Genomic DNA, 26,992 nt, shown 5'->3' on the forward strand with positions numbered 1-26,992 from the left:
TGGATATCCTTTCTTGCCGCGCGGGGCGGCGGTCGTTATTTGCGGAAGACTTCTTTCGCCACGGCCAGCGCCGAGACGGCGTTCGGCCAGCCCGCATAGAAGGCCAGGTGGGTGATCGCCTCGACCAGCTCGTCCTCCGTCAAGCCGTTCTGGCGCGCCAGCAACAGGTGCGATTTCAGCTGCTCGGGACGGTGCATGGCCACCAGCGCGCTGACGGTCACCAGGCTGCGGTCGCGTTTGGACAGCTGGGGACGCTCCCAGATGTCGCCGTACAGCACCTTGTCCGTGAGGTCGGCCATCTTCGGCGCAAGGTCCCCCATCAATTGTTGCGCGCGCGAGGGCGGCTTGCTCTGCGCATCCAGCGTTTGCGCTGGCGCAAAGACGGGCAGCGCCAGGCAGGCCGCCAGGAAGCCCGCTTTCATGCTGTTCGAAAAAACGCCCATCACGCCCCCAGGTGCTGGCGAAAGAAGGCGTCCAGCCTGGCCAGCGACTGCGCGATGTAAGGCGGCCGGTCGTACAGGTCCACGTGCGAGGCGCCCGGCACGACGAACAGCTCTTTCGGCTGCGCCGCCCTGGCGTACGCATCCTCGCTGAAGTAGGCCGACGGGGCGCGCTCGCCGACGATCATCAGCAACGGGCGCGGCGCGATCGTCTCGATCTGCGCGAACGGGAAGAAATTCATCATCGGCGCCAGGCTCGTCAAGGCGTACAGGCTGGTCGAGTGCGGGTGCTGGCCTCGGGGCGTGGCGTAGTAGTCGAGGAATTCGCGCACGATTTCCGGCGCGTCCGGCCCGGCCGACTCGGGCAGCGCGCGGATGTCGCGCCGCGGCTCGCCGCGCGCCTCGCGCGTGCGCTGCTCGCCGACCTCGTCCAAGGTCTTCATGCGCTGCTCGTAGGTGAGCGTGTCGCCCAGCCCCTGGCGGCGCGCGCGGCCCATGTCGTACATGCTGACGGTGGCGATGGCCTGGATGCGGTGGTCGACCTGCGCCGCGCTGACGGCATAGCCGCCGCCACCGCAAATGCCCAGCACGCCGATGCGCGCCGGGTCCACGGCCGGATGATTGCTGAAGAAATCCACGCAGGCGCTGTAATCGCCCACGCGCGTGCCCGGCACTTCCGTGTAGCGGGGCAAGCCGCTGCTGTCGCCGTAATGCGAAGCGTCGAACGCCAGGGTCACATAGCCCAGCTCCGCCAGTTTTTGCGCGTGCAAGCCGGCCGTCTGTTCCTTCACGCCGCCGAACGGGTGGCCGATGACGATGGCGGGATATTTTTTGGCCGCATCGAAGCGCGCCGGCGTGAACAGGTTGGCCGCGATGACCGTCTGCGCGCTGGTGTTGGGGAACGCGACGCGTTCGATAGCGACGCCGTTGCGCCGGGGATGGCCCACGACCATGGGCCGGGTGGGCGCGGACGCCGGTGCTTGCGCCTGGGCCGCGCCTGCCAGGGCCATGCCGGCGCCGCCGGCCACCATGGCCAGCGAGGTGTTCAGGAACGTGCGCCGCTGCGGCTGGGGGAGTTCATCACGCATCTGTATTTTCCTTGTAAACATTGATATGGAACAAGCCGCGTACGAGGCACGCTTGTGGCAGATCAAGCGTACCCGCCCTCGCCCACCATGAATAGACAGGCAAATCCACTAAAGTCTATAAGTACAGCTTATGAATGGCACCATCGGCCAGCCGTGCCTGACAGCAAAGGCAGCCGGGCGCCATGCGGCCTGGATTGCCTGATAAGATGGGGACATTGCTACTTCCCGCTCCCCTATCCATGCACGTCAACACGCTCAGCAGCCTGGCGCAACTTTTGGCCAGCGCCGAAACGGAAACCCTGGCTTTTCCCACCAGCATCAATACGGCCCTGCTCCTGCAAAAGGAACTGGCCAACCCGGATTGCCACTCGGCCGACATCAGCCGCTTGCTGCTGTGCGAACCGACCTTGTCGGCGCGCGCCGTGGCGCTGGCCAATTCGGCCCTGTTCTCGCCCGGCCAGGCGCCCGCCATCACCAGCGTGCGCGCCGCCGTCGAGCGGCTGGGCCACCGCAACCTGTATGCGCTGGCGACGGCGGCCGTCATCCGCCAGCTGAACGCGGGCATCCGCGACGAAGCCTTGCGCGCCCGCGCCACCCAGCTGTGGGCGCACACCGTGCATGTGGCGGCGCTGGCGCACGGGCTGGCCACCACCGTCACGCAGACGGATGCCGATACGGCGCTGTTCGCCGGCATCGTGCATGAAGTGGCCGGCTTTTATTTGCTGGCCCAGGCCGACAAGACTCCGGGCCTGTACGCCCAGCTGGAAACGCAGATGGCGTCCACGCTGGAAGTGATCGGCCGCGCGCTGATGCGCCAGCTGGGCGTGCCGCTGCCGGTGGCCGACGCCGTCAACGCCTTGCCCGGCTCCACCATCATGCTGCCGCCCGAGGGCTTGCGCGACACCCTGCTGCTGGCCAAGGCGCTCTCTCCCGTCCCTTCGCCGCTGCCGCAGGCCAGCGTCACCGTCAGCGAGGCGCTGCAAGCCTATCTGGAGCATGATCCCGTGCTGCAGGCGCTGCGCACGCAGCCGTCGGCCGAAGCGAAGGGCCTGATCGAGGTACTGCTCAGCTGATGGCCGATCTGCTATGATGGCGCGAGCCGGGATGGACCCGGTCCGCTTTCATTGATGCTCACTGGAAAACTGCCTTGACTACCTCCTTACGCATGCTCGGCCTGGCCGCAGCTCTGACCATGGCGTGCAACGCCAACGCCGACAGCTTCGTTTCCTCGGCCTCCAGCGCCGGTTCCCAGTCGAGCGGCAGCATTTCCGATTCGCTCAACGGTTCGAGCAACAGCTCTTCGCGCGACAACAAGGTGGCCAATGGCCCCTACCGCATCATCGACGTGGCCGCCGTGCCGGGCCGCGCCGGCATGACGCGTTTGACCATGCAGGCCGACGCCACGGCCACGCCATTGGTGCTGGACTTGCCGCAAGCGGCTCTCGACAAGCAGCAGCTTGCGCAGGGCGACGTGGTGCATGCGCAAAACCGCGCCTACGGCATCGAATTCTCGCGCAACGACACGCGCGCCGCCTTCTTCCTCGTGCTGGCCGACGACTGGTACGGCGAAATGGCCACGCGTCCCGTCAGCCTTTGATCTTGCGCAAACTGGCGCCGCTGCTGGCCGGCTGCGCCGCGCTCGTCCTGGCTGGCGCCGCCCAGGCAGGCACCTCAATGTCCTCCTCGCGCTTTTGCGACCGCGCCCAGGAACTCACGGCCACGGAACAGGACCGGCTCTTGCGCTTTGCCGCCGTCGTGCGCGAGGAACTGGCCGCCAGCGAAGGCAGCGTGGCCCTGATCAGCCGCTCCGGCCTGGACCTGGCCCGCTTCGGCATCCGCTATTCGCACGCCGCGCTGGCCTGGCGCCACGACAATGACAGCGGCTGGTCCGCGCGCCAGTTGTACTACGCCTGCGACGAAGGGCGCCCGCGCATCTTCGACCAGGGCACGGCCGGTTTTGCCATGGGCACGGAAAACCCGGCGCTCGGCTACATCTCGCTCGTGAAATTGCCGGCCGAAACCGTGCCGCCCCTGCGCCGCGCCCTGCTCGACCCCGTGCGCGTGCAGCAGTTGCTGGCGGGCCGCTACAGCGCCAACGCGTATGCTTTCAATTTGACATACCAGAATTGCAATCAGTGGGTGGTGGAAATGCTGGCCTCGGCCTGGGGCGAACTGGCGGCAGGCGGCGACTTGCGCGCCCGCGCCCAGGACTGGCTGCGCGCCGCACCATATGCGCCCGCCCCCGTCGACGTGGGTGCGCGCTGGCTGATGCTCGGCTCCATCTTCGTGCCCCTCGTGCACATGGATGACCACCCGCCTGAGGCAATTCGCTCGATGCGGCTGGCGGTGAGCCTGCCGGCCAGCCTGGAAGCGTTCGCGCGCCAGCGCCTGCCCGCCAGCGAACGCGTGGAAATCTGCCACGACGGCAAGCAGGTGGTGGTGCACCGGGGTTGGGAACCGATCGCCGACGGCTGCGTGCCCGGCGCAAACGACCGGGTCATCGCCCTCGACGATACCTGGCTTCCCTAGGCAGACTACTCGGCCAGGGCCGCTTCGACGTGATCCAGCAGGCGCGCTGATTCGAGCCCCTGGCCCATCCGGCGGGCCAGCTCGCAGCACGCCAGCCTGACTTCGGGCGCGGCCAGCAGGCGCGCCAGCTGCCGCTGCATGCGCCCGGCAGACAAGCGCTTGGCCAGCAAGACTTCCCCCACACCGAGCCGTTTGGCGCGCCAGCCATTGTCGAACTGGTCGTACGCGAACGGCACGATCAGCTGCGGGATGCCCGCGCGGAAGGCGTCCGCGCTGGTGCCGATGCCGCCGTGGTGCACCACGGCCGCCACGCGCGGCAACAGCGCCGCGAACGGCGCGTGCGCCTGCCACAGCACGCCAGCCGGCAAGTGCTGCGGCACTTGCGCCGCATGGGGCGTGAGGAACAGACCGCGCCGCCCCAGCCGCCGCAAGACGTCCAGCGCGATACTGAAATAGCGTTGCGCGTGCTGGTGGCCGGTACCGGGCGTAAACACGATGGGCGGCTCGCCCTCGCCCAGGAAACGTTCGAGTTCCGGCGGCAGCGCTGCGGCGCCAGGCATGGCGGCGGCGGTGAAATCGGCTTGCGCGAAGTGCGGCGGCCAATCCGCCTGCGGCGCGGCGAACCAGGCGGGAAACAGTCCCAGCGAAGCGTCCGGCACGGCCAGCATGTGTCCAAAAAAATGCGCTTCCGGCGGCAAGCCGTGCTGCGCGCGCGCGCCGTTCAGTCCAGGCAGCAGCACCGGGTCGATCATGGCGCGGTGGATCATCCGCCACAGGGCCTGGCGCCAGGCCAGCGGCACCCACGCGGGAATGCGCAGCGAACCGGCCGTCAGGAAATCATGGCTGCTGCACAGGTTCGATGGCGCGAGATACGCCGCGACGATGCGCAAGTCCGGGCGCACGGACCGCGCCAGGGCCGCCATCGGCACGAGGATGGGATGGCACAGCACCACGCAAGCCTCATCGGCCGGCAAGCCTTGCACGATGTCGCGCACGGCGCCCAGGTGCGGCACGAGGCCGTTCCACACCACGCCCCAGCCCTTGCGTTCATCCCACAGGCCGGGGTTGCCCAGCATGGCCTGCCCTTCTTCCGCGCTGCCGAAGGTGCGATACGGCAACTTTGACGCCTGCGCGGCCGCTTCCTGCCAGCCCGGCACCAGCAGCAGCACGCGCCGGCCCCGTTGCTGCAAGCCCTGCGCCAGCGCGATAAACGGCTGCATGTCGCCGCCGGTGCCGCTGCTGGCGATGATGACGAGCGGGGATGGGTCAGCCATGCAGCCATCCTTGCCTGGCGGCAATCTTCAGCGGAAAATCAAGCAAGAACGAGGGGTGCATGGGCATCTTTCCTAGTTGAAACACCCAGCGATAGTAAGCGATTAACGTTAGCATTTCAATCAATTATTGAGCGCGGCACGGCGCCATGCCTGCCGCCGCTACACCGGCAGTTGCAGCACCATGTCCCATTGATCGATGCCCGGCCCGAAGCCGTCCGGCGTCACGTTGACCGTCACGAAACCGTAGCCCGCATAAAAGCCTTGCGTGTGCTGGCTGGTATTCATGCGCACGCTGGCGATGCCCGGCACGGCGCGGATGGCGTCCAGGCGCGCCTGCGTCAGCGCCCGGCCCAGTCCCTGGCCATGCGCATCCTGCGCCACCATGCCCCAGCACAGGCTGGCGACGCTGCCGCCCGCCTCGATGGCATGGCCGCCGCAGGCGACGATGCGGCCATCGCGCAGAATGACCAGGTAGGGATGCGTCGAGGTATCGAGCCAGGCGGCAAAGTCCGCGCGCTCGGACGGGTCGAAAAAGCGCGGTGTATTGCCGTCGAACAGGGCCAGGCAGGCGTCGCGGTCGCCGGCCTGGTAAGGGCGTACAATCTGCATGTGTTGTACCTTCAGTAACAGGAACGCAGATTATACGGGCGCGCACTCACAGCAGCTGCTCCGACGTCACCACGTGCACGCCCGGCGCGGCGGCCAGCGCCGCTTCCAGCAAGGCGCTGGCGATGCGCGGCGCGGGATTGATGCGCCAGCGGCGCGGCAGCACGGGACCGAGCACGCGCAGGATGCGCAAGGCGGCGCCCTCGCCCGCCCGCGCCACGGCGCGCTCGCCGCCGATCAGCCCCGGGCGCACGTGCGTGAGCGAACGAAAACCCAGCGCTTGCAGGTCGCGTTCCAGCTCGCCCTTGACGCGGTTATAGAAGATGCGCGAAGCAGCGTTGGCGCCGGCCGCGGAATTGAGCACGTACGTGCGCGTGCCGGCCGCCAGCGCCAGCCGCGCCACGGCCAGCGGATAGTCGTGGTCCACGCGCGAAAATATTTGCCGGGTGCCGGCCACCTTCATCGTCGTGCCCAGGGTGCAGATGACGGCGTCCGCCTGCCACCAGGATGCGTCCAGCGGCAATTGATCGAAATCAATGACAGGCGCGGCCAGCTTGGGATGCGACGGCAAAGGCTTGCGCACGGGCGCCACGATGGCCGTGATCCGCGCATCCATCAGCGCCAGGCGCAGCACTTCGCTGCCGACGAGACCGGTAGCGCCTACGAGCAGTAATTTCATTGCATCCCAGTATAAAGTTGCTCACAGCCACCACCATACACGGAACTCAGGACAGGCGCAGCGCCAGCGCGGCCAGGGTCACCAGCAGCACGGGCACGGTCAGCACGATGCCGACGCGGAAATAGTATCCCCAGGAAATGTGGATGTTCTTGCTGTCGAGCACGTGCAGCCACAGTAAGGTGGCCAGGCTGCCGATCGGCGTGATCTTCGGCCCCAGGTCGCTGCCGATGACGTTCGCGTAGATCATCGCTTCGCGCACGGCCCCCTGCGCCGTCGTCGGGTCGATGGCCAGCGCGCCGACGAGCACCGTCGGCAGATTGTTCATCACGGACGACAGTAACGCCGTCAGCACGCCCGTGCCCATGGCCGCGCCCCACACGCCGTACTGCGCAAAGTGGTTCAGCATGCCCGTCAGGTAAGCCGTCAAGCCCGCATTGCGCAAGCCGTACACGACCAGGTACATGCCCAGCGAAAAGACAACGATGTGCCATGGCGCATGGCGCAGCACGTAGCGCGTGGAAATCACGTGGCCCTTGCCGGCCACGCCCAGCAGCAGCGCGGCGCCCACGGCGGCGATCAGGCTGATGGGCACGCCCAGGCTTTCTTGCGAGAAGAATCCCACCAGCAGCAGCGCCAGCACCAGCCAGCCGGCGCGGAAGGTGGCCAGGTCGCGGATGGCGGCGTCCGGACGTTTCAGCTGCGCCACTGCATAATCGCGGGGAATATCCTGGCGGAAAAAGAGCAGCAAGGCCGCCAAGGTGGCCAGCACGGCGACGACGTTGACGGGCACCATCACGGCCGCATACTCGGCAAAGCCGATCTTGAAGAAATCGGCCGAAACGATATTCACCAGATTCGACACCACCAGCGGCAGGCTGGCCGTGTCGGCGATGAAGCCGGCCGCCATCACGTAGGCCAGGGTGGCCTTGGCGGAAAACTTCAGCGCCCGCAGCATGGCGATGACGATGGGCGTGAGGATAAGCGCGGCGCCGTCGTTGGCGAACACGGCGGAAACCAGGGCGCCCAGCAAGACCAGCAGCACGAACAGTTTTCTGCCGCTGCCGCCGCCCCAGCGCGCCACGTGCAAGGCGGCCCACTCGAAGAAACCGGCCGCGTCCAGCAGCAGGCTGATGATGATCACGGCGATGAAGGTGCCGGTGGCGTTCCACACGATGTGCCAGACGACGGGGATGTCGCCCCAGTGGATGACGCCCGCCAGCAAGGCGACACAGGCGCCGATGACGGCGCTCCAGCCGATGCCCAGGCCACGCGGCTGCCAGATGACGAGGATGAGGGTGGCGAGGAAGATCAGGAAAGCGGTCAGCATGCGGTAATGGTCCCGTGCAATGCGGCGTCGCGGGCACCATGCGCCGCAGCCTGTGAAATAAAACAATACTTCTATATTACTGGAATTATTGAATCAACGCAAAACCGCAGTGCTTGCGCCTCACTGCAGCGCCATGCCAGCCGGGAGGCCGGCGGCGCAAAAAAAAGTGGGCGCCACCATTTATGATTGTCTTTAAGCAATTTAATCGGTGTATAGTCGCAGCACCGTTGACACCAGGATCGAACAAGGAAGCATACATGGCGCGCATTTACCAGACCAACAATATGGGCGAAGCGGACGTGCGCGTGGCCATCGTGCAGCGCGGCAACGCCGACTTGCTGGTGCAGCGGGTGAGCAGCTGGGGCCTGGCGCATGGCGACGCCCATTGGTTCCTCACCCGTGAGCGGCAGGACGCCTCGGCCAGCGTGTATTTCACTTCGCAAGGCTTCGCGCAACTGACCATCTGCTTTGTCGACCACCCGGGCGAGGCAGGCTGGGCCCGGCCACACCGATTTAAAGGTTGCCTGTCGCACGGCGGCACCTGACCATCAAGCGGAGGAATTCGTCATGGATTTGATCTTACTGGAACCCGGCGACGGGGAACTCGTGTTCGGCAAGGCGCAGGTCGGTGAAAGCAAGAGCGGCGGTATCGACGCCATCTGGCGCGACGCCGCCGCGCTGCGGGGCATGGGCCGGTGCATTGAGCTGGTGTCATTACATCAAGGCATGAAGCAGCAAATAACGACCGACGTCAGCAACTCTGCGCGCACGTCCGGCCGGCCCGTCATCACCGAATTTACCTGCGTCAAGTATGTCGATGCGACCTCGGTCAGGCTGTACGATCTGTGCCTGCGGGCGAAGCCGCTGGGCAGCGGCCCGGACCAGCCGACCAGGCTGTACATCACCCGCCAGACGGGCGACAAGACGGCCAACCTCATCACCATCGCCCTGCACGACGCCCTGATCAGCGAAATCCAGCTGCAAACCCATCCCGACGACATGCCCACCGAGCAGTTCAAGCTGAACTTTACGGAAATCCTCTGGACGTACAGCGTGCAGCAGGCCGACGGCCAGCCCGGCGACCAGCAGACGACGGGCTGGAGCCTGGCGCGCAACCGCCCGATCGGGGCATTTACAGGATAAGCACATGAACGACGCTGTACACGCGACTGACATCGCCGACATCGGCAACGCCGGCCTGGCGCTGCTCCACCCGTTCCTGCCCACAATGTTCCAGCGGCTGGACTTGCTCGCCACTGGCGGCGATGGCAGGCCGCAGCTGCGCGGCGAACACGGCGCACGCGCCGTTCACTTGCTGCAATACCTGGTCGATGGCAGGAGCGTCGCGCCGGAGCAGCAATTGCTGCTGAACAAGCTGCTGTGCGGCCTGGAACCGGACTTCCCTGCTCCACCCGTCGACCTCGGCGAAGAAGAACGGGCCCTGTGCGAACAAGTGCTGGCCGCCGTGATGCGCCATTGGCCTGCGGTGGGACAAACCTCGCCCGAGGGATTGCGCCAGGTCTTTCTGCAGCGCGAAGGCCGACTGCAAAAAGGCGACGGGAAATGCACGCTGGCTGTCGCGCGCAATCCCTTCGATGTACTGCTGAGCCGCTTGCCGTGGAACCTGGCTGCCATCCGGCACCCGTGGATGCCGCAACCGCTGTTGATCGACTGGCCCGGCGCGTAGCCTGGCAAGCCCACGCCCCGCTGGCCGCCCTCCGCAAAGCGGGCTACTCTTCCAGCCCGCCCCCCAGCGCCTTGTACAGGGCCACGGCCGACTTGAACTGGTCGCGCCGCGCGTCGAGCAAGGCTTGCTGCGCCGCATACGACTGACGCTGCGCGTCGAGCAATTCCAGCCGGCTGTCCTGGCCCGCGTCGTAGCGCAGCTGCGACAGGCGCTGGCGCTGCTGCGCCGCCGTCACCACGCGTTCCTGCGCGGCGATCTGCTGCGCATACGTGGCGCTGCCCGCCAGGCCGTCGCGCACGTCGCGAAACGCCGCCTGGATCGCTTGCTCGTATTGCAGCACGGCCACGTCCTTGCGCAGGCGCGACAGCTGCAGCTCCGCGCGCAGCTGGCCGCCCTGGAACAGCGGCTGCGTCACTTGCGGCGCGAAAGACCAGCTGCGCGCGCCGCCGCGGAACAAATCGCCCAGTTCCGGGCTGGCCAGTCCCAGCTGCGCCGTCAGCGACAGGCGCGGGAAGAAGGCGGCGCGCGCGGCGCCGATTTCCGCATTCGCCGCCACCAGCGCGTATTCCGCTTGCAGGATGTCGGGACGGCGCGCCAGCAAGTCCGACGGCAGGCCGGGCGGCAGCTGCGTCAGCACGGGCTGGCCGTCGAGCGGCCGGCCCGCCGGCAAGTCGGCGGGCAACGGCGCGCCCAGCAGCAATTCCAGGTTGTTGCGCGCCAGGGCAGTCGCCCGCTCGCGGGCCTGCACGTCCGCTTCCGCCGTGGCCGCCTGTCCTTCGGCTTGCGCTACATCAAGACCGCTGCCCTGCTGCGCGCCGTGCAGGCGCTGCGTCAAGACGAGGGCCTGGCGCCAATCGAGCAGGGTTTGCCGGGCCAGCGCCAGCTGCTCCTCGGCCAGCCGCAGTTCCAGGTAGGCGTCGGCCACGGCACCGATCAGGGCCATGTGGGCGGCCCGCTGGCCCTGCTGCGTGGCCAGGTAGCGCGCAAAGGCGGCCTCCGACAGCGAGCGCAGGCGGCCGAACAGGTCGATTTCGAACGCGCTCATGGCGATGCCGGCCGTGAACTGGTTTTGCACCGTGGGATTTTGTCCCGTGGCATCGGCAGCGCGCTGGCGCGTGCCGCCGCCGTTGAGACCAATCGCCGGATAGCGGCCCGCATCCTGGATCTGGTACTGGGCCCGCACGGCTTCCACGTTGAGGGACGCCACGCGCAGGTCGCGGTTGTTTTCCAGCGCGATGTCGACCAGGCGCTGCAGGCGCGCATCGAGCAGCATCTGGCGCCAGCCCAGGTTGGCCGCCGTGTCGGCCGTGCCTGGCGCGGCGGCCTCGGCATACGCGGCGGGAATCGGCGGCGCCGGCTTGACCAGCGGCGGCGTCAATGAACAGGCCGACAAGGCCAGCGCGGCCAGCGGTGTGATAAAAATCAAACGCATTACAACTCTCCTTCCACTGCCTTGACGGCGATGCGATTACTGCGTTTGTTGAAATAACGGTCCATCTTGTCGACGGCGCCCAGCACCACGACAAAGAACACGGGCACGAAAAACACGGCCAGCACGGTGGCGGTGATCATGCCGCCGAACACGCCCGTGCCGATCGCGTGCTGCGTCTCGGCGCTGGCGCCCGTGGCCAGCATCAGCGGCACCACGCCCAGCGCGAACGCCAGCGACGTCATCAAAATCGGGCGCAAGCGCAACCTGGCCGCTTCCACCGTCGCCTCGACCAATCCCTTGCCCTGCGCCTGCAGCTGGCGCGCATATTCGACGATCAGGATGGCGTTCTTCGCGGACAGGCCGATGATGGTGATCATGCCCACCTTGAAGAACACATCGTTCGGCATGCCGCGCAACATCACGGCCAGCACGGCGCCCAGCAAGCCCAGCGGCACCACCAGCATGACGGAGACGGGAATGCTCCAGCTTTCATACAGGGCCGCCAGCACGAGGAAGACCACCAGCATCGACAGCGCCATCAGCATGGGCGCTTGCGAGGCCGATTCCTTCTCTTGCAGCGACTGCCCCGTCCACGCCAGCGCGAAACCGGGCGGCAATTGCTTCACCAGGCGCTCCATTTCCAGCATGGCGTCGCCGCTGGACACGCCGGGCGCCGCGCTGCCCGAAATGCGCGCCGCCGGATAACCCTGGTAGCGCACCAGTTGCAGCGGCGACTCGCTCCACACGGGGCGCACCAGCTCGCCCAGGGCCACCATGCCGCCCGCGTTATTGCGGATGCGCAAGGCCAGCACGTCGTTCAGCTGCATGCGCGACGGCGCATCGGCCTGGATGATCACCTGCTGCATGCGGCCGGCATTCGGAAAATCGTTGACATAGGTCGAGCCCATCGCCGCCGTCAGCATGTCGGCGATGGCCGTAAACGACACACCCAGCGCTTCCGCCTTGGTGCGGTCGATATCGAGGCGCACGCTGGCGCCCGGCGGCAAGCCGTCCGGATACACGCCCGCCACCTTGCTGCTTTGCGCGGCCAGGCCCAGCAGCTGGTTCTGCGCCGCCTGCAGGGCAGCGATACCCTGGTTGGCGCGGTCTTGCAGGCGCATGGAAAAGCCGGACGAGTTGCCCAGTTCATCGATGGCGGGCGGCATCAGGCTCATGATCACGCCCTCCTTCGCCTGCGACATGGCGGCCTGCGCCAGCGCCACTTCTTCCTGCGCCGTGGCGCCGTTGCGCTGTTTCCAGTCCTTCAGCATGGTGAACGCCAGGCCCGCATTCGGCCCCGCGCCGGAAAAGCTGAAGCCAAGGATCGATTGATTTACCTCAATGCCGGGCCGCGTGGCCACGTGCTGCTCGTACCGCTTGACAACATCGAGCGTGCGCTCCATGGTGGCGTCGGACGGCAGCTGGATCGAAGTAATGAAATAGCCCTGGTCTTCTTCCGGCAGGAAGGCCGACGGCAGCTGCATGAAGGCCACACCGAGCGCCGCGACGATGGCGCCGTACAGCACCATCGAGCGCCCAGCGCGTTTCAGCATCGCCACCACCCCCTTTTCATAGCGCGCCGTCATGCGCTCGAACTGGCGGTCGAACCACAGGAAGAATCCCTTCTTGTCATGGTCATGCGGGCCGATGGGTTTGAGCATCGTGGCGCACAGGGCCGGCGTCAGGGTCAGCGCCAAAAACGCCGAGAACAGGATCGACACGGCCATGGCCAGGGTGAACTGGCGGTAGATGGCGCCCACGGAACCGCTGGCCAGCGCCATCGGGATGAACACGGCCGTCAGCACCAGCGTGATGCCCACCACGGCGCCCGTGATTTCGCGCATGGCCTTGGAAGTCGCTTCCTTCGGCGACAAACCTTCCGTCGCCATCAGGCGCTCGACGGCTTCCACCACCACGATGGCGTCATCGACGATGATGCCGATGGCCAGCACCATGCCGAACATGGTCAGCACGTTGACGGAATAGCCGGCCAGCAGCATCACCGTAAACGTCCCCATCAGGGCGATGGGCGCGACGATAGCGGGAATCAGGGTGTAGCGTATCTTTTGCAGGAACAGGTACATGACGAGGAACACCAGCACCATCGCCTCCAGCAGCGTGACGATGACCTTTTCGATCGAGATCTTCACGAACGGCGCCGTATCGAACGGCACCGAATACTTGATCCCGGCCGGCATGGTGTGCGCCAGTTCGGCCATGCGCGCGCGCACGGCGGCCGCCGTCTGCACGGCGTTGGCGCCCGGCGACAGCATGATGGCGGCGCCCGACGCGGCTTGCCCGTTTTCGCGGATGCTGAAATTGAAGCTTTGCGCGCCCAGCGACACTTTCGCCACGTCGCCGATGGTCACTTTCGAGCCGTCGGGATTCGCGCGCAGCACGATGGCGGCAAATTCGGCCGGCGTTTGCAGCTGGCCCTGCACCGTCAGCGGGATGGTCACGCGCTGGCCGTGCACGGCGGGCGAGTCGCCCAGGCGGCCCGGCGCGATCTGCGCATTCTGCTGCGCGATGGCGGCCGTCAGCTCGCCCATGGCGATGTTGTACGACACCAGCTTGGCCGGATCGACCCAGATGCGCATGGCCCGCTCGGAGCCGAACAGCTGCACCTTGCCCACGCCGGGAATGCGGCGCAGTTCTTCCGTCACGTTGCGCGCCAGGTAGTCGCCCAGCGCCACTTCATCGTGCTGACCATTGTCCGAGATCAAACTGACGATCATCAAAAAGCCGGACGACGCCGATTCCACCGTCAAGCCGTTTTGCCGCACGGCTTGCGGCAGGCGCGGCTCGATGGCTTTCAGGCGGTTTTGCACGTCCACCTGCGCCATTTCCGGATTCGTGCCCGGCTGGAAGGTGACGGTGATCGAGGCCGAGCCCGAGGTATCGGTGGACGACTCGAAATACAGCAGGTGCTTGACGCCCGACAGTTCGCGTTCGATCAAGCCCACCACGGAATCGTTCATGGTTTGCGGCGTGGCGCCGGGATAATTGGCGCTGATGCTGACGCTGGGCGGCGCCACCGAGGGGAAGCGCGCAATCGGCAATTGCGGTATGGCGATCAGTCCGAACAGGACGATGAAGACCGCCACCACCCACGCGAAGACGGGGCGGTTGATGAAAAATTGAGGCATGTCATTAGGCTTTCATTGTATTCATATGGTGCATCAACGCGCCTTGGCGGCAGCCGCCGTTGCCACGACGGCTGGTTTCCACGGTTGCGGCGCGGCCGTGGCGCCCGGCTGCAGGCGCTCCTGGCCTTCGATGACGACGGTTTCACCGGCCTTCAAGCCGCCATTGACCACGTACTGGTGCTCGATCACGTCGCCCACGCTGATGGGTTTAAGACTTGCTTTGTTCGTGCCGTCGAGCACCCAGGCCTGCGCCTGGCCGCCGCTGCTGTGCAGGACGGCTTGCTGCGGCAGCAGCACGCCATTCGCCTGCACGGCGCGGGCGATGCGGGCGCGTACGAACATGCCCGGCAGCAACTGGCGCTGCGGATTGTCGACCAGCACGCGGATGACGGCGTCGCCCGTGCCCGCATCGACGCTGATGCCCGAGAACAGGATGCGCCCCGTGACGGGATGCGGCTGGCCATCGGCGCCCAGGATGGTCACGGGCAGCTTGTCCGCGCCGCCCGTTCCCGACGCTTGCAATGCCGCCAGCGCGGCGGCCGGCTGGCGCACGTCCACATACACCTTGTCGATCTGCTGGATGCGCGCCATCGGCGTGGCATCGGCCAGGCCCACCAGCGCGCCTTCCGTCACCAGTTCCGAGCCGATGCGCCCGGCAATGGGCGCCTCGATGCTGGCGAAGGCCAGGTCCAGGCGGCGGCGCGCCAGGGCGGCGCGCGCCTGCGCCACGGTGGCCACAGCTTGCTCGCGCTGGGCCACGGCGTCGTCATACGCCTGGCGGCTGATGGCGTCCGCCTCCACCAGCGGTTTCAACCTGTCGGCCTGGCTGCTGGCGCGGTTCGCCGTGGCCACCGCATGCTGCAGGGCGGCGGCGGCCGAATCGACGTCCGCCTGGAACGGCGCAGGGTTCAGCTGGAACAACTTCTGTCCCGCCTTTACTTCGGCGCCCTGTTCGAACTGGCGGCGCAGCACGATGCCGCCCACTTGCGGGCGGATGTCAGCCGTGCGGAAGGCGGCCACCCTGCCCGGCAATTCATCGCTGAGGACGACGGGCGCCGCCTGCAGCTTGAGTACCGTCACGGCGGCGGGCGGCGCCGCGCCTTCTTCCGGCGCGGGTTTGGAACAGGCGGCAAGGCTGAGCAGTGCCGCGGCGATCAACATGTTTTTCTTGGTGAGGTGGCTCGGATGCATGGTCTTTCTCTATGGCAGATCCCAACCGGCGGTCCGGTCGACAGATAACAAGAGCATAGAAGGCCAACATGGATGTTCCGTCAAAGAAATGTGGAGATTCGATGGAGACGGCGAAGAATGCTAGACTATTTATATGAACTATCATCACAGCGCCAGCCAGCCCTCCTTCCTTGCCACCACGCCCCCTTCCGCCCTCGTCCTGATCGCCGAAGATGAACCGCAAATCGCCCGCATCCTCGCCGGTTACCTGGAGCGCGACGGCTATCGCACGGCCTTCGCGCACGATGGCCAGGAAGCGCTGCAGCAGCACCTGGCGCTGGCGCCGGACCTGCTGCTGCTCGACGTGCAAATGCCCAGGGTCGATGGCTGGGGCGTGCTGGCGGAAGTGCGGCGGCGCGGCGAAACGCCCGTCATCATGCTGACGGCGCGCGACCAGGATGCCGACAAACTGGCCGCCCTGCGCGTGGGCGCCGACGACTACATCATCAAGCCCTTCAATCCGGCCGAGGTGGTGGCGCGCGTGGCGGCCGTGCTGCGCCGCTCGCGCGTGCGCCACCACCCGGTGGGCGGCCAGCGCCTGCGCTGCGGCCCCATCGAGATCGACCAGGAAACGTACGTGGCCAGCGTGCTGCGCGACGGCGCGCCCGTGCCCTTGAGCCTGACCCTGACGGAATTCCGCCTGCTGGCCCACCTGGCGCGCACGCCGCGCCGCGTCTGCAGCCGCCTGGAATTGCTGGAGTCATGCATGCCCGAGAGCAATTCCATGGAACGCACGGTGGACAGCCACGTCAGCAAGCTGCGCAAGAAACTGGAAGAAGCGGGCGTGATGAACATGCCGGCCAGCCTGCGCGGCGTGGGCTACCGCCTGGAAAGCGACCTCTGATGCGCTTCACGGGCCTGAACCGGCAGATCGTGCTGTCGATGTCCGTGCTGATGGTCAGCGGCATCCTGATCATCTGGATCGGTTCCTGGACCTTCTTCGCCATCGCCTTCAAGATCGACCCCGGCATGCTGTCCGAGCCGGACGACTGGTCGCCGACGACGGCCGAATGGCTGTGGATCTTCGCCATCACCATCTTCGGCCTGGGACTAGCGGCGTTTTTCGCCATCAAGCTCGCTTCGCGCATTCTCAAGCCGATCAATTCCGTGATGGACAGCGTGCGCCGCGTGGCGCATGGCGACCTGTCCGCGCGCGCCTTCGCGGGCGACCGCAGCCTGGGCGAGACGGCCATGCTGGTCGACGATTTCAACAGCATGGCCGAGCGCCTGCAGCGGGCGGCCAAGGAAAGCGAGACGTGGAATGCGGCCATCGCGCACGAATTGCGCACGCCCGTGACGATACTGCGCGGCACCTTGCAAGGCGTCGTCGACGGCGTCTTCAAGCCCGAGGAAGTGCCGTTTTCCAGCCTGCTGGCGCAAGTCGAGGACCTGGGCCGCCTGATCGAGGACTTGCGCACCCTGAGCCTGGCCGACAGCGGCCACATGCAGCTGCGCATGGCGTGGACGGACCTGACCCTGGAAATCGGGGAAGTGCGCCGCCTGCTGGCGCAGGAGATGGAAGCGGCCGGTTTTACGCTGCAACTGCACCTGTCCGACCATCCCGTCTGCTGCGACGCGGCGCGCATCCGGCAAATCGTGCTGGCCCTGCTCGACAACGCGCGCCGCTACGCGCATCCGGGCTTGCTGCGCGTGCGCACCCGCGTGCAGGCCGGCCAGTACTACCTGAGCGTCGAAGATGCGGGTCCCGGCATTGCCGACGACCTGGCGCCGCACGTGTTCGAAGCGTTCCGCCGCGGCGACAGCGCCAGGGTCGACCTGAACGCGGGCAGCGGCCTGGGCCTGGCCGTGGTGGAAGCCATCGCGCGCGCCCACGGCGGCAGCGCCGTCTGCACGCGTGGCAAGGCGGGCGGCAGCCTGTTTACCATCAAGTGGCCGGTCGAGCATGGCGCCCCGCCGCCCGCCGGCTGACTACACGGGCGGGGCGCGCAGCATGTCGACGAAGGCGCGCAGCACGGGCGGCATCTGCCGCCGGCCCGGGTAGTACAGGAAATACCTGGGCGGCGGCGGCAGGCAGCGCTCCAGCACGCACGCCAGGCGCCCCGCCGCGAGATCGGCGCGCGCATCGGCCTCGTACACATACGCCAGTCCCGCGCCATCGCGGGCCGCGCGCAGCATCAATTCATCGTCGTCGAACACCAGCGGGCCGCCGACGGCGATGCTGACGGCTTCCCCTTCCAGCTCGAACTCCCACGCATACTGGCGCCCGCTGGGGAAACGCCGGCCGATGCAGGCATGGTCCAGCAAGTCGCGCGGCGTGCTTGGCGCCCCATGCGCCGCCAGGTAGGCGGGCGACGCCACCACGACGAACGGTTGCGGCGCGCCCACGGGCACGGCGATCATGTCGGCCGCCACCTGCTCGCCAAAGCGGATGCCCGCATCAAAACCGTCGCGCACGATATCGATCATGCCGTCATCCGTCACCACTTCCACCTGCACGCGCGGATAGCGGGCGACGAAGCTGGCCAGCATGGGCGCGAGCAGCAGCCGCGCGGCCGGACGGGGCACGTTCAGGCGCAGCTTGCCTGCGGGCACATCCTGCAAGGCGCTCAGGTCCAGCAAGGCATCATCGATTTCCCGCATGGCCGGCGCCAGCCGCGCCAATAGCTGCTGCCCCGCCTCCGTCGGCGTGACGCTGCGCGTGGTGCGGTTCAGCAGGCGCACGCCCAGGCGCTCTTCCAGCGTCCGCAGCGCATGGCTGAGGGCGGACGCGGAGACGCCCCGTTCGAGGGCCGCCTTGCGAAAGCTGCGCAGGCGGGCGACGGCGGCAAAGGCCGTCAATTCGTTGAGGTCAGTCATTATTCAGGAAGCAATTCATGAGCAATATTCAGCAATACATGCAGGATTAGACATCTTATCGCATGCTGTTGCTTCATCCATACTCCTTGCATCTTTTTTTGAAGAGGAATGAAAAATGGAACACAGAACACTGGGCAACTCCGGCTTGCGCGTCGCCCCCATCGGCCTGGGCTGCATGGGCATGAGCTTTGCCTACGGCGGCGCGGACGAAGCCGCCTCGCTGCGCGTGCTGCACCGGGCCGTGGAACTGGGCGTGACCCTGATCGATACGGCGGAAGTCTACGGCCCCTACGCCAACGAGGACTTGGTAGGCCGCGCCGTGAAGGAGCTGCGCGGCAAGGTCAGCATCGCCACCAAGTTCGGCTTCAAGATCTTGTCTGAAGGAAAAGGCTTGGCACGCATGGCGGGCGTCGACAGCCGCCCCGAACATATCGTCCAGGCGGTGGAGGGTTCGCTGTCCCGGCTGGGCATCGAATGCATCGACCTGCTGTACCAGCACCGCGTGGACCCCGCCGTGCCCATCGAAGACGTCGTCGGCGTCATGGCCGATCTGGTGCGCGCAGGCAAGGTGCGCCACCTGGGGCTGTCGGAAGTGTCGGCCGCCACCCTGCGCCGCGCGCATGCCGTGCATCCGATCGCGGCCGTGCAGTCCGAATACTCGCTGTGGAGCCGCGACGTGGAAGCGGAAGTGCTGCCCGTCTGCCGTGAACTGGGCATCGGCTTCGTTCCCTACAGCCCGCTGGGCCGGGGCTTCCTGACGGGCCAGCTCACGTCCAGCGCGATGCTGGCGCCCGACGATTATCGCCACAGCCTGCCCCGCTTCCAGCCGCAGGCGATGGCGGCCAACGCGCACCTGGTGGCAGAATTGCAGCGCCTGGCGGCGGCGCGCGGCGTCACGGCGGCCCAGCTGGCCCTGGCCTGGCTGCTGGCGCAAGGCGACGACATCGTGCCGATACCCGGCGCCCGCAGCCTGGCGCACCTGGAAGAAAACGTGGCCGCCGCGCGTATCCCCCTGGGCGACAGCGAGCTGGCCGCCATCGGCGCCGCCATCGCGCCCGCCAGTGTGCAAGGCGCGCGCTATCCGGACGTGGAACTTGCCATGCTTGGCCTGTAGACAAGCGTACTCGAGTACGCTAATTTGAGTACGCAATATCGCTTCTTTTTGCCCGCCGCACTTGAAATGCCTGAATCCGCTATCATTTCCAGTCTGAACTATTCATTATGAAAGGGATTTACATGTCCGCACTGCTCGAAACACTGCAATGGCGCTACGCCACCAAGAAAATGGACCCGACGAAAACGGTGCCGCAAGACAAGGTCGAGCGCATCCTGGAAGCCGTGCGCCTGACGGCCAGCTCCAGCGGACTGCATCCTTATGAAGTCTTCGTCGTGACGAATCCGGCCCTGCGCGAGCAGATCAAGCCGCATGCATGGAACCAGGGCCAGGTGACGGATTCCTCGCACCTGCTGGTGTTTGCCGCCTGGGACAATTACACGGTGGAACGCATCAACGCGCGTTTCGACCTGGTCAACGAGGTGCGCGGCTTCAAGAATGAAGGCTGGGAAGCGTACCGCCAGCAAATCCTGGCCACGTATCCGCAGCGCGATGCGGAAACCAACTACCAGCACGCGGCACGCCAGGCCTACATCGGCGTGGGCACGGCCCTGATCGCCGCGGCGCAGGAACAAGTCGATTCGACGCCGATGGAAGGTTTTGATCCGGCCAAGGTCGATGAAATCCTGAACCTGCGCGAAAAAGGCCTGCGTTCCGTCGTCATGCTGCCGCTGGGCTACCGCGCCGACGAAGGCGACTGGCTGGTGGACTTGAAAAAAGTGCGCCCTGCGCGCGAGCAATTCATCACCGAGCTGGTGTAAGCGCCCCGAGCGTGACTGAAAAGCGGATGCCCTCACCGGCATCCGCTTTTTTCATGGCGACTCACCCGCACCCTTGATTAACTTGGCCATGCAGCGCGGACAAGTCGCTGTAAGAACACTCTAACGGAACCGAATCTCATTGAAGTGAGATTTGGTGAGTAATTGTCTCTTTCCATGTGTTAATGTCGTTCGATGAATATCTCTATAGCAAATTAATTTGCAAAAATAGACACAAAATTCATTGAATTCATTAACGGGGAAGTAAGTGGAACAAGTAGAAGACCTGGCGGAACAGCCCGTCAAAGCTGCACCTGAGTACGCAATTCGCATCTCAAATGCCAGCAAGCTGAACCTAGCAGACTTCCAGAACTCCATTCCTCTGCTACGTGAACTGGCCATTATCAATGACGGTAATGGAGAGATCACCGACTTGCGGTTGCGCCTAGAATCATTTCCTCCGTTTTTGAAATCGAAGACCTGGTTGATAGATGCCTGTCAGGCGAAGTCCAACTATGACATCAGGGACTGCGATGTTCAGCTGGATGGCATCGTACTGGGCAAATTGACCGAAGCTGAGACCTCGACAATTACATTGACACTGGTTGGCAAGGCCGGCTCGTCCCCGGAGCGTGTGCTAGCGACAGAAGAGCGCAAGGTTGAGCTGTTGCCGCGTAACCAGTGGGGAGGACTATCCCACCTCCCCGACCTTGTAGCGGCATTCGTGCAACCAAATGAGCCGGCAATCGACCGGTTGCTCAAGCAAGTCGCCGAGGTATTGCGACAGGCGGGAAAAAGCCCGGCGCTGGATGGCTATCAGGGGGGTGCAAAACGAGCATGGGAGCTGACCTCGGCTCTGTGGACAGCCGTGGCAGGGCTGGGATTGGACTACGCACTGCCGCCAGCCAGTTTCGAGCACCGAGGCCAGAAGGTACGCAGTGCGGCGCAGGTGATGGACGCCCGCATTGCCACCTGCCTCGACCTGACGCTGATGTTTTGCTCTGCGCTGGAGCAGGCGGGCTTGAATCCTATTGTCGTATTCACGAAGGGTCACGCGTTCGCTGGCGTATGGCTACGCCAGGAAGAATTTTCCACAGTAGTTGTCGATGACGTGACGGCCATCCGCAAACGCATCCGGTTGAAAGAACTGATCCTGTTCGAAACAACACTGATTACCTCGCGGCCGGCGCCATCCTTTACGTATGCAACCGATCTGGCAGCCAATCAGATCGCCGAACAGGTCGAAGAACAATTCGAGCTGGTGGTTGATATACGGCGTGCCCGCATGCAACGAATCAAACCGCTTGCCAGCGGTGCAAGCCCGGTCATCCTTCCACCCACCGATAGTGCGATGAAAGCAACCGCAACCACGTTTGACGATGGTGCACCTGATTTGCCGGACTACGGGGTGACGACCGAGCCCTCAGGATTCGATCCGAACGACAGGTTGGCCCGATGGCAACGCAAATTGCTTGACCTATCGCTACGGAACAATCTTCTCAATTTCAAAACCGGTAAAAAATCCCTCAGGATCGACGCACCGGAACCAGGCGTGCTGGAGGATGTGCTGTCCAACGGTGCGCCGATACGCTTGCTACCAAGACCGGACCTTATGGATGGGCAAGATCCACGTAACCAGGCAGTACACGAACAGCGCGCACGTGAAGATGTACGTCGCGAGCACGCCCTCGATGCACTGAAACGGCGCGAAGTATTCGTCAACGTGAACGAGCCGGAACTGGAGACCCGACTCGTCGATCTCTATCGTAGTGCTCGCACGGTATTGCAAGAGGGGGGAGCCAACACGCTGTTCCTAGCACTGGGCTTTTTGAACTGGACGCGCGATGACAAAGCGGGACAGAAGTGCAAGGCGCCGTTGATTCTTATTCCAGTGTCGCTGCAGCGCAAGAGCGCGCGCTCCGGCTTTACCTTATGCCTGCATGAAGACGAACCGCGCTTTAATCCGACGCTGATCGAGATGCTGCGGCAAGACTTCCATCTCAACCTGGGTGTCATGGATGGCAAGTTGCCGCAGGATGCCGCTGGACTTGATGTCGCGCTGATCTGGCGTACCGTTTCTCATGCCGTGCGAGACATCAAGGGCTGGGAAGTGTCAGACGAAGTGGTACTAGCGTCGTTCTCGTTCGCCAAATATCTGATGTGGGTTGACCTGACCCAGCGAACGGATCAATTGCGCCAGAACCCGGTCGTACGCCACTTGATCGACAGTCCGCGCGACCCCTATCCGTCCACGGTAGCGTTTCCGCCGCCGAAAGAACTCGATGCGCAATTTTCTCCTGATAAGACATTCTGTCCACTTCCTGCCGACTCGTCACAGCTCTCTGCAGTCATGGCTGGGGCCAAGGGCAAAAATTTTGTACTGATCGGGCCACCTGGTACAGGCAAGAGCCAGACCATTGCCAACCTGATCGCCCAGTGTCTGGCCGAGGGAAAGCGAGTGTTGTTTGTATCGGAGAAGATCGCAGCGCTTGACGTCGTGTACCGGCGCTTGCGCGAAGTGGGTTTGGGCGAGTTTTGTCTAGAACTGCACTCGAACAAGGCACGCAAGCTCGATGTGATCACCCAGCTGCAAAAAGCTTGGGAGGCTCAAGGCGAAGTCAATCCCGAAGAATGGAACGCTCAGGCGGTCAAGTTGAAGCGACTGCGCGATGAATTGAACCAATATGTCGCTCGACTGCACCATCGACATCCCAATGGCCTGACAATTTACAAGGCGATCGGCATAGTGGTCGATGGCGAAGATGTACCTAAACTCGATCTTTCCTGGGCCGATGCCAATGCGCATGACCATACCCAGCTTGAGGCGATGCGCGATTTGAGTGTCCGCCTGGAGGTCAATGCCGAGGCGGTTGGCTCCAGCGAATTACTCAAGGGACCGCTGATGGCAGTCAGGCAAGCGGAGTGGACACCTTCCTGGCAACAGGCATTCATCAGCGCAACCAGAGCGGTGGCGCCAGCAGCTGAAGAACTACAATTGGCCATCACGAATTTTGAAAATGCAACTAGTCTTGCGGGCTTGCCGACTGGCCGTCGCGCGCGCCTGGCAGTAGCAGATCTGTCGCAGGCGCTGCCTGATGCCTTTGGCCGTCAATGGGGCTTCGTGTTTCGGCCTGAGGCGCGCGAGCTTCTGGCTGATCTACGTGAAGGGCACCAACTGCTGCTTCAGCATCGTGAACTGAATGCGCGCATCTGTCCTGCATGGAACGAGTCCGTCGTCGCCCGATGCAAAAAAGCGCTGGCGCTGCTCGACGAGCGTGACCGCGTGATGTCACTACTGGGCCAACCGTGGTCTGACGATATTCAGACCGAGTTAGAGAAAGGATTGAAACTGCTCGACGATCTGGCCGCGAGTACAAGCAGCCTTTCCGTGCAGTATGGCGAACAGGTGGACGCACTAAATGTGCACCAGCTTCAACGTGGGTGGGTCGAAGCAGAACGCAGTACATGGCCCTTGTCGTGGATACGCAAGCGCCAGATCACCAAAGTACTGACCGACTGCGTGACCGGCGACGGCAATACCGATGTCACACGCGACCTGCCTTTGCTGGTACGTATCCGCGAATTGCGGTCCGCAATCGACAAGGTAGAAATGGGGCCGGTAAGCGAAGGTGTCTGGGCGGGCTTGAAGACGCGCCCTGAATTTGTTCAGGCAGCGCTTTACTTGCAGCATGTGCTGGGGCAGGCGCGCCGACAGGAAGCCTGGGATGACCAGGGATTTGACATCATCGAGAACGGGCGATGTGGCAAGTTGCTTGCTCTGGAGTTAGAGCGCTTGCGGCAACTGCGCGCGCTCAATACCGAGATCGCCGACATGCAGCCACTGAACGCAGAGACAGGTGGACTGTGGAATGGCCAGGTGACACATCCACATCTGCTGGCAGCAGCCATGCGCTTCGCGCTTGCCTTGCGCGCTGTGCAGGACGCTGGCGCACTGCAAGGCGAGCACGCGGAGGTCGCGACGTCAGACTGTGGCCCGGCGCTGGCGACTGATTACCAACATGTGCGCCAGCGCGCCATCCTTGAAGAAAAGCTGCGCGCCTTTGATTATCTGCGCGCCTCAACTGGCGGCACTTGGGCTGGCCTGCAAACACGCGCAGACGACATCGACAGCGTAGCAGCCTTTTATTCGGTACTTACAGTGGCAATTGCTAACCTGGCCGAGACAATCGAAGACGCTGGCGTGCTACGTCAGGCATTTGAACAATTGGTGGTTGAAGGCAACGCACTACTTGCACCGTCCGGTGTACTAGCCAGTGCTGGCGCTCAGTATCGCGCCGCGCATAACGCCCTGCAGCCCGTACTCGCCAATCTTGCCGCCGTCGGCACATTCAGCGAAGGCGTAGCCATGCAGTTCAACGAGCTGCCATTAAACGAGCTGATCACCTGCTGCAAACAGATCGTTGCCGGAGAACCACGCCTGAAAGCATGGTGCGCGTGGCGCAAGGTGCGCACAGAAGCGCTGTCCTTGTCGTTGGCATCGCTGGTCGACGCAATGGAGACCGGCACGGTGAAACCGGCGGAAGCACTGCGCGCATTTGAAACCAATTACAGCCGCTGGTGGCTCAATCAGGCTGTCGACAACGAAACCGTCATACGCAACTTCGTTTCTGTCGAACATGAAAAGCGAATCGGGGACTTCCGCGCACTTGACCGACAATTTACGGACGTCACGCGCGCATGGGTGCGCGCCTCGCTGTGCGCCGGCATGCCGCGCTCCGAGGAAGTTGCGCGCCAATCGGAATGGGGCGATTTGCGTCATGAAATCAACAAAAAGAAGCAGCACATGCCATTGCGCGAGCTGATACAAAAGATTCCCTCGGTACTGGGCAAGCTGGCGCCATGTCTGTTAATGAGTCCGCTATCGATTGCCCAGTATCTGGCAACTGATGCCAGTGCATTTGATCTGGTGGTGTTCGACGAAGCATCGCAGATTCCAGTATGGGATGCGATAGGCGCCATGGCGCGCGGCAAGCAGGTAGTGATGGTGGGTGATCCCAAACAGTTGCCACCGACCGCGTTTTTTGATCGCGCCGAATCGTCGGACCATGACGCAGATGTCGAAGGCGATCTGGAAAGTATTCTCGACGAATGCATGGGGGCGAACCTGCCGACAATGAATCTGGCCTGGCACTATCGCAGCCGCCACGAATCCCTGATCGCATTTTCCAACCATCGTTACTATGGCGGTGGCCTGGTAACATTCCCATCGCCGGTCGCCGACGACCGTGCCGTCAGCTTCCATCACATAGATGGCGTGTACGAGAAAGGTGGCGCGCGCATCAACAAACGCGAAGCGAAGGAACTGGTGGCCGATATCGTTGCAAAGCTGCGCGCGCCAAACTTCCAGGAATCGAAACTGACAATCGGTGTTGTCACCTTCAATACCGAACAGATGAACCTGATCGAAGACTTGCTTGACGAAGAACGCCGGAAGGACCCAGCTCTGGAACCATATTTTTCGGAGACGGAACTCGAACCGCTGTTTATCAAGAACCTGGAATCGGTGCAGGGTGACGAGCGCGATATCATTTATTTCTCGATTACCTATGGTCCAGACCTGGCGGGCGCTGTCTCGATGAACTTTGGCCCGATGAACCGCGATGGCGGCGAGCGTCGGCTGAATGTCGCGATCACGCGCGCGCGCCAGGAGTTGAGAGTATTTTCTAGTCTGAAGCCGGAGCAGTTCGACCTGTCTCGCACGCAGGCCGCAGGAGTGCGAGACCTCAAACACTTTCTGGAGTTTGCCGAACGTGGCCCCCGCGCACTGGCCGAGGTGACCAAAGGTAGCCTGGGTGGCTTCGACAGTCCATTTGAAGAAGCAGTCGCCACAGCACTTGCCTCTCGCGGCTGGCAGGTGCATACCCAAATCGGTGCCTCGTCTTTCCGGGTGGACTTGGGCGTGGTGCATCCCGATGCGCCTGGCATCTACCTGTGCGGAGTCGAGTGCGACGGCGCCACCTACCACCGCTCGGCAACGGCGCGCGACCGGGACATGTTACGTGAGCAGGTATTGCGCGGCTTAGGGTGGGAAATAGTGCGTATCTGGTCTACTGACTGGTGGATAGACCGGGCAGGTACACTTGAAAAGACGCATGCTGCATTGGAGCGCTTGCTGGAGTTCAGCCGGCAAAGGCGCAGCAAGGTGGCGGAGCGCGAGGCGGCCGAGGCTGAGGCAAAGGAAATCCTAACCAAGACACAAGCAGAAACGATGGCACCTACAGAAATGATCGAATTAACAAGACCTGCTCTTGATATCCAATACGCCTCACGCTTTGTCGTCGGTCAGGATATTGACTCACCGATCACCCAGCAATTTGAAATGACTGACCCTGCAGTGGTAGGCGGCGTGAACGCCGACGCCTTTTTTGAAGCATCCTACGATGGCCATCTTCGAGAGATGATTGAGCAGATCATTGATTTCGATGGGCCATCACGCGACACCGTACTGGCACGCAGGATCGCACGGGCGCACGGTTGGCAGCGTACCGGGGCGCGCATTCAGGAGCGCGTCTCCTCGATAGCGCTTTCGTGTCTGAAATTCACAGAGGAAGACGTCGGCATATTCTTCTGGGCACGGGACCGAGAACCTGAGCGTCCTATTATATTCAGCCACAACGGGAACGGCGGACGCAGCGTGGACGAAATTTGCATGGCGGAACTGATCTCCCTCGCCCAACTGATTACCGGCGAAGGTTGCTCTGGCGACAATGCTGTGATGGCGATGGCCAAGCGACTTGGTATGCATCACGTTCGAGCCAGTAGCCGCAAAAGGCTAGAGACCGCACTGGACAATGCTATGGGCTAGAGCAGGTACTTCATTTTTAGCGTGTTGAGCAGTGATGTC

At 64.0% G+C, this 26,992-nt stretch carries 21 protein-coding genes; 11 read left to right on the top strand and 10 right to left on the bottom strand.

Annotated features, from left to right (window positions below):
* Positions 1-35 precede the first annotated feature (35 nt).
* The gene (locus NCG91_RS06355) at positions 36-422 is read right to left on the bottom strand and encodes a carboxymuconolactone decarboxylase family protein (protein WP_251349079.1); all 387 of its coding nucleotides are present in this window, start codon (positions 420-422) and stop codon (positions 36-38) included.
* Between the two features lie 20 nt (positions 423-442).
* Entirely contained in the window at positions 443-1,528 is a 1,086-nt protein-coding gene (locus NCG91_RS06360; protein ID WP_251349080.1) for an alpha/beta hydrolase, read from the bottom strand.
* 206 nt (positions 1,529-1,734) lie between these two features.
* On the opposite strand from NCG91_RS06360, the gene NCG91_RS06365 reads away from it, so the two are divergent.
* The 3 genes from NCG91_RS06365 to NCG91_RS06375 all read left to right on the top strand — a co-directional run bounded on the left by NCG91_RS06365 (position 1,735) and on the right by NCG91_RS06375 (position 4,057).
* Entirely contained in the window at positions 1,735-2,601 is an 867-nt protein-coding gene (locus NCG91_RS06365; protein ID WP_251349081.1) for an HDOD domain-containing protein, read from the top strand.
* Positions 2,602-2,693: 92 nt separating this feature from the next.
* A complete protein-coding gene (locus NCG91_RS06370; protein ID WP_099664287.1) occupies positions 2,694-3,125 on the top strand; it encodes a hypothetical protein in 432 nt (143 codons plus the stop codon).
* Positions 3,122-4,057 (top strand): DUF2145 domain-containing protein, encoded by a 936-nt coding sequence (locus tag NCG91_RS06375; protein ID WP_251349082.1) that lies wholly within the window; start codon positions 3,122-3,124, stop codon positions 4,055-4,057. Before NCG91_RS06370 ends, NCG91_RS06375 begins: the two co-directional genes overlap by 4 nt.
* A gap of 5 nt (positions 4,058-4,062) precedes the next feature.
* Here the strand turns inward: NCG91_RS06375 and NCG91_RS06380 are convergent, their stop codons facing one another.
* The 4 genes from NCG91_RS06380 to NCG91_RS06395 all read right to left on the bottom strand — a co-directional run bounded on the left by NCG91_RS06380 (position 4,063) and on the right by NCG91_RS06395 (position 7,943).
* The gene (locus tag NCG91_RS06380; protein ID WP_251349083.1) at positions 4,063-5,331 is read right to left on the bottom strand and encodes a glycosyltransferase; all 1,269 of its coding nucleotides are present in this window, start codon (positions 5,329-5,331) and stop codon (positions 4,063-4,065) included.
* Positions 5,332-5,490: 159 nt separating this feature from the next.
* Positions 5,491-5,940, bottom strand: coding sequence for a GNAT family N-acetyltransferase (locus NCG91_RS06385; RefSeq protein ID WP_251349084.1), 450 nt, complete (start codon positions 5,938-5,940; stop codon positions 5,491-5,493).
* A 46-nt stretch (positions 5,941-5,986) separates the two neighbouring features.
* Positions 5,987-6,616 (bottom strand): Rossmann-fold NAD(P)-binding domain-containing protein, encoded by a 630-nt coding sequence (locus NCG91_RS06390; protein ID WP_251349085.1) that lies wholly within the window; start codon positions 6,614-6,616, stop codon positions 5,987-5,989.
* Between the two features lie 46 nt (positions 6,617-6,662).
* Positions 6,663-7,943, bottom strand: coding sequence for an arsenic transporter (locus tag NCG91_RS06395; protein ID WP_251349086.1), 1,281 nt, complete (start codon positions 7,941-7,943; stop codon positions 6,663-6,665).
* A gap of 257 nt (positions 7,944-8,200) precedes the next feature.
* Between NCG91_RS06395 and NCG91_RS06400 the strand changes: the two genes are divergently transcribed.
* The 3 genes from NCG91_RS06400 to NCG91_RS06410 are packed head-to-tail and all read left to right on the top strand — an operon-like array spanning position 8,201 to position 9,630.
* A complete protein-coding gene (locus NCG91_RS06400; RefSeq protein ID WP_251349087.1) occupies positions 8,201-8,488 on the top strand; it encodes a 7(1) septoil knot domain-containing protein in 288 nt (95 codons plus the stop codon).
* Positions 8,489-8,510: 22 nt separating this feature from the next.
* Complete coding sequence (locus NCG91_RS06405; RefSeq protein ID WP_251349088.1) at positions 8,511-9,086, top strand: Hcp family type VI secretion system effector; 576 nt, start codon at positions 8,511-8,513, stop codon at positions 9,084-9,086.
* A gap of 4 nt (positions 9,087-9,090) precedes the next feature.
* Positions 9,091-9,630 (top strand): contractile injection system tape measure protein, encoded by a 540-nt coding sequence (locus tag NCG91_RS06410; RefSeq protein ID WP_251349089.1) that lies wholly within the window; start codon positions 9,091-9,093, stop codon positions 9,628-9,630.
* 43 nt (positions 9,631-9,673) lie between these two features.
* On the opposite strand, the gene NCG91_RS06415 is transcribed toward NCG91_RS06410, so the two are convergent.
* From NCG91_RS06415 to NCG91_RS06425, 3 genes are read right to left on the bottom strand one after another with little or no spacing between them, the layout of a single operon-like run.
* A complete protein-coding gene (locus NCG91_RS06415) occupies positions 9,674-11,062 on the bottom strand; it encodes an efflux transporter outer membrane subunit (RefSeq protein WP_251349090.1) in 1,389 nt (462 codons plus the stop codon).
* Complete coding sequence (locus NCG91_RS06420) at positions 11,062-14,208, bottom strand: multidrug efflux RND transporter permease subunit (protein WP_251349091.1); 3,147 nt, start codon at positions 14,206-14,208, stop codon at positions 11,062-11,064. The genes NCG91_RS06415 and NCG91_RS06420 overlap by 1 nt, the downstream gene beginning before the upstream one ends.
* A 33-nt stretch (positions 14,209-14,241) precedes the next feature.
* Complete coding sequence (locus NCG91_RS06425; RefSeq protein ID WP_251349092.1) at positions 14,242-15,399, bottom strand: efflux RND transporter periplasmic adaptor subunit; 1,158 nt, start codon at positions 15,397-15,399, stop codon at positions 14,242-14,244.
* Between the two features lie 133 nt (positions 15,400-15,532).
* On the opposite strand from NCG91_RS06425, the gene NCG91_RS06430 reads away from it, so the two are divergent.
* Together NCG91_RS06430 and NCG91_RS06435 are read left to right on the top strand one after the other, a co-directional pair.
* Complete coding sequence (locus NCG91_RS06430) at positions 15,533-16,282, top strand: response regulator (RefSeq protein WP_251349093.1); 750 nt, start codon at positions 15,533-15,535, stop codon at positions 16,280-16,282.
* Positions 16,282-17,367 carry an ATP-binding protein gene (locus NCG91_RS06435; protein WP_099664300.1) on the top strand — a complete coding sequence of 362 codons (1,086 nt, stop codon included), beginning with the start codon at positions 16,282-16,284 and terminating at the stop codon, positions 17,365-17,367. The genes NCG91_RS06430 and NCG91_RS06435 overlap by 1 nt, the downstream gene beginning before the upstream one ends.
* Here NCG91_RS06435 and NCG91_RS06440 read toward each other — a convergent pair whose 3' ends face one another.
* Entirely contained in the window at positions 17,368-18,255 is an 888-nt protein-coding gene (locus tag NCG91_RS06440) for a LysR family transcriptional regulator (protein ID WP_251349094.1), read from the bottom strand.
* Between the two features lie 115 nt (positions 18,256-18,370).
* Between NCG91_RS06440 and NCG91_RS06445 the strand changes: the two genes are divergently transcribed.
* From NCG91_RS06445 to proA, 3 genes are all read left to right on the top strand, one after another.
* Entirely contained in the window at positions 18,371-19,369 is a 999-nt protein-coding gene (locus NCG91_RS06445; RefSeq protein WP_251349095.1) for an aldo/keto reductase, read from the top strand.
* Positions 19,370-19,491: 122 nt separating this feature from the next.
* A complete protein-coding gene (locus tag NCG91_RS06450) occupies positions 19,492-20,130 on the top strand; it encodes an NAD(P)H-dependent oxidoreductase (protein ID WP_251349096.1) in 639 nt (212 codons plus the stop codon).
* A 265-nt stretch (positions 20,131-20,395) separates the two neighbouring features.
* Positions 20,396-26,953: an anti-phage protein ProA gene (gene proA, locus NCG91_RS06455; RefSeq protein WP_251349097.1), complete on the top strand. Its 6,558-nt coding sequence runs from the start codon at positions 20,396-20,398 to the stop codon at positions 26,951-26,953.
* Positions 26,954-26,992 lie beyond the last annotated feature (39 nt).

This window comes from Janthinobacterium kumbetense (assembly GCF_023703445.1).
Classification (GTDB): Bacteria; Pseudomonadota; Gammaproteobacteria; order Burkholderiales; family Burkholderiaceae_D; genus Janthinobacterium; species Janthinobacterium kumbetense.

Bases quoted from the DNA above. Each gene is read 5' to 3' on its own strand.
- NCG91_RS06355 (WP_251349079.1), bottom strand. From the start codon at position 422: ATGAAAGCGGGCTTCCTGGCGGCCTGCCTGGCGCTGCCCGTCTTTGCG.
- NCG91_RS06360 (WP_251349080.1), bottom strand. From the start codon at position 1,528: ATGCGTGATGAACTCCCCCAGCCGCAGCGGCGCACGTTCCTGAACACC.
- NCG91_RS06365 (WP_251349081.1), top strand. From the start codon at position 1,735: ATGGGGACATTGCTACTTCCCGCTCCCCTATCCATGCACGTCAACACG.
- NCG91_RS06370 (WP_099664287.1), top strand. From the start codon at position 2,694: ATGCTCGGCCTGGCCGCAGCTCTGACCATGGCGTGCAACGCCAACGCC.
- NCG91_RS06380 (WP_251349083.1), bottom strand. From the start codon at position 5,331: ATGGCTGACCCATCCCCGCTCGTCATCATCGCCAGCAGCGGCACCGGC.
- NCG91_RS06385 (WP_251349084.1), bottom strand. From the start codon at position 5,940: ATGCAGATTGTACGCCCTTACCAGGCCGGCGACCGCGACGCCTGCCTG.
- NCG91_RS06390 (WP_251349085.1), bottom strand. From the start codon at position 6,616: ATGAAATTACTGCTCGTAGGCGCTACCGGTCTCGTCGGCAGCGAAGTG.
- NCG91_RS06395 (WP_251349086.1), bottom strand. From the start codon at position 7,943: ATGCTGACCGCTTTCCTGATCTTCCTCGCCACCCTCATCCTCGTCATC.
- NCG91_RS06400 (WP_251349087.1), top strand. From the start codon at position 8,201: ATGGCGCGCATTTACCAGACCAACAATATGGGCGAAGCGGACGTGCGC.
- NCG91_RS06405 (WP_251349088.1), top strand. From the start codon at position 8,511: ATGGATTTGATCTTACTGGAACCCGGCGACGGGGAACTCGTGTTCGGC.
- NCG91_RS06410 (WP_251349089.1), top strand. From the start codon at position 9,091: ATGAACGACGCTGTACACGCGACTGACATCGCCGACATCGGCAACGCC.
- NCG91_RS06415 (WP_251349090.1), bottom strand. From the start codon at position 11,062: ATGCGTTTGATTTTTATCACACCGCTGGCCGCGCTGGCCTTGTCGGCC.
- NCG91_RS06420 (WP_251349091.1), bottom strand. From the start codon at position 14,208: ATGCCTCAATTTTTCATCAACCGCCCCGTCTTCGCGTGGGTGGTGGCG.
- NCG91_RS06425 (WP_251349092.1), bottom strand. From the start codon at position 15,399: ATGCATCCGAGCCACCTCACCAAGAAAAACATGTTGATCGCCGCGGCA.
- NCG91_RS06430 (WP_251349093.1), top strand. From the start codon at position 15,533: ATGAACTATCATCACAGCGCCAGCCAGCCCTCCTTCCTTGCCACCACG.
- NCG91_RS06435 (WP_099664300.1), top strand. From the start codon at position 16,282: ATGCGCTTCACGGGCCTGAACCGGCAGATCGTGCTGTCGATGTCCGTG.
- NCG91_RS06440 (WP_251349094.1), bottom strand. From the start codon at position 18,255: ATGACTGACCTCAACGAATTGACGGCCTTTGCCGCCGTCGCCCGCCTG.
- NCG91_RS06445 (WP_251349095.1), top strand. From the start codon at position 18,371: ATGGAACACAGAACACTGGGCAACTCCGGCTTGCGCGTCGCCCCCATC.
- NCG91_RS06450 (WP_251349096.1), top strand. From the start codon at position 19,492: ATGTCCGCACTGCTCGAAACACTGCAATGGCGCTACGCCACCAAGAAA.